General features: G+C 56.3%; 1 protein-coding gene. It reads right to left on the bottom strand.

Going from position 1 to position 2,744, the window contains the following annotated elements; translation table 11 throughout:
* Positions 1-2,744 (bottom strand): hypothetical protein (locus tag VN887_20210; protein HXT42343.1); only part of this gene is annotated, 2,744 nt, incomplete at both ends.

Genomic DNA, 2,744 nt, shown 5'->3' on the forward strand with positions numbered 1-2,744 from the left:
GTTGGTTTTTCGCCGTCGAGTTTCGGCCGGGGCAAGTTAAGCATGGCGGCGGTCTGTACATCGGCGGATTGACGGAAAATCTGCATCAACTCCGGCACGTTGATGAAGCGAGCAAAGCGCGTGTTCAGCCGATAACCCGCACCGTCCGGTGAAAGCTCCATCGCCGTCACCGGCTCGCCGAAAGTGGCCGCCCAGGAGTCGAAGTGATGCAGATTGTGTTTCTTTAGTTCGTCGGGCTGGAGATACCGCTGCATGGTAAACATTTCAGCCATGCTGTTCGCGATGGGCGTGCCAGTGGCGAACACCACCCCTCCACCCCCGTTCAAGGACTGGACGTGACGCACTTTCAAATACATATCGAACGCGCGTTCACTCGACGTCTGAGGTAAGCCCGCAATTCGGGTCATCTTTGTGACGTAAAAGAGATTCTTGAAATAATGGGCCTCATCCACGAACAAGCGGTCCACGCCGAGTTCCTCGAAGGTCAGCGTGTTGTCCTTCTTGTGCTCGGCGACGAGCGATTGAAGCTTTGCTTCGAGACGCTTCTTCGCCTTCTCCAGTTCCTTGACCAAACGGCGATTGCTCGTATCAGCATGTTCGCGTCGAATCATTTCCAATTCGTGGAGCTGTTCGTCGAAAAATCGCTTCTGTGTGTCGTATGACAAGGGGATTCGCTCGAAGCCGGAGTGCGTCACAATGACTGCATCCCAATTACCGGTAGCGATGCGGCTGAAAAGCTTCTTCCGGTTCTGCGACTCGAAATCTTCCTTGCCCGCAACCAGGATGTTCGCGCCGGGATACAGCGTGAGGAGTTCTGTTGAAAACTGGCCGAGCATGTGATTGGGCACCGCGAACAACGGTTTGCGCCCGAGGCCAAGCCGTTTCAATTCCATCGCGGCGGCGACCATCGTGAAAGTCTTACCCGCGCCGACAACGTGCGCGAGAAGCGCATTGGGCGTTTGCAGGATGCGCCAGACGCCGGCTTTTTGGTGTCCGTGGAGTTGAATGGCGCCGCTTGCGCCCGGCAGGGTCAGGTGGTCGCCGTTAAAGGTGCGGAGCCGGGTGTGATTAAATGTGTCGTTGTAAAGCCTGCAGAGCCGTTCGCGTCGTGAGTCGTCGGACCAAACCCACTCCTTGAATTGCTCCTTGATGCGTTCCTGCTTTTCACGTGCGGCCTCGGTGGCTTGCGCGTTGACGACCGGTTTTTTGTCAACGAAGTCATACACGGTGGGCGTCTTGAGGTTCAGTGCGTCCTCGATGAGTTCGAGCGCGGTGTAGCGGTCCGTTCCCCAATCCGTCGTGTTCGCTGTCGCGCCCTTCGCCTCCCAATTCGCGTTCAAATGCCACGAGCCGAGCGCGTGAACGTGGCCGACTTCGACGCCGGATGGAACGTTGAGCAATTTGTGAATGAAATGCTTCACGTCGTCTGGCGGGAGCCATGAAGCTCCCAGCCGCACGTCAATTTCCGTCGCGGACAAATCTTCCGGCTGAATTGATTTCAATGCCTCGACATTTTCAGCGAAGAGTCGGTCAGCGAGGGCGGCCGCGTCTGCAGCGACCAATTTCTCGCGCACGTTGCCGGAGAGATATTGGTCGTCGGTTTCCCATTGCTTCGTCTGAGGGTTCAGGAAAATGATGCCTTTCAAGTCCGGCAAGAACTCCTCCGGCGGCTTGTTCAACAATCCGGCCATGTGGTCAAGATCCACGCAGCCCCGCTCATTCAAGGAAACCAAAAGGGCTTCTTTGGGCTCAGCAACAGTTTCCACCGGTTTGCGATGGTGAATCGTGCGCTCGCTGAAGATGGTGGCTTTGGTCGCCCGCTTTGTCTCGTCGTTGTAGTTCTCCAATGAGAGCAGCAACGGCAAATCAGGATCGCCGTCGAAGGCGCGTTGATTTGCGCGGAGATTGATGGGACCAAACCGACCAACAAATCTGTCGTAGGTGTAGTTAAGCTGCTTCCGGGCTTCGAGGACTTGTCCCTCGTCGCTGCCGTCCATCTGAGAGCGCAGACACGATCGGACGGCTTCACGCACTGGAATCAGATTGCGAATCCGCGAACGCACTTCGCTGGGCATATCGGTCAGCGGACGAAGAACGGCATCGTCCCGGATGCAAACCATGCCGTCGTGAAGACAATACGCGTTGGGTTTGATAAAATCGGGCGCGGGAATGGTTTGATCGAGCGTCGGCTCGGCGACCTGGCGAGCCAACGACTGATAAATGTTTTGCGGCAACCGCTCGACGGCCTGCGTGAGCGCGTCACGCAGACTCCGACCGTCCGCTTCCAGTGTCGGCTCGTTGTCGCGATACATGCTTCCGGCGAGACGCATTTTGCCGAGCATCATTTCCGGTCGTGTGATGAAGTATTCATTCAGCGTGAATCTTTCGTTGAGATCGTTTGTAAATTCCGCTGTCTGTTTCCAAGTCGCGCCTACGGGCGGTTCCCCCTGGCGGAGCTTGCGGAGCATGATTATGTCGGTCGTGACTTCGGTGCCGGCGTTTTTCTTGAAAGCGTCGTTAGGCAGACGAATCGCGCCAAGCAGTTCTGTGCGCGTGGAAAGCAGTTCGCGCAAGGTCGAATCAAGTTTGTCCATCGTGCCGCGAGACGTGATGAACATGAGGAGCCCATCCGGACGCACTTTCTCCAAAGCAGCGGCAAAGAAATAGTCGTGGATGGGAAATTTATAGTTGTTCCAGCGCGGGTCGTGGATGGTGTAATCGCCGAAAGGGACATTGGAAACGGC

Origin of the sequence: Candidatus Angelobacter sp., from assembly GCA_035607015.1 — a bacterium.
In the GTDB taxonomy this organism is placed as follows: domain Bacteria; phylum Verrucomicrobiota; class Verrucomicrobiia; order Limisphaerales; family AV2; genus AV2.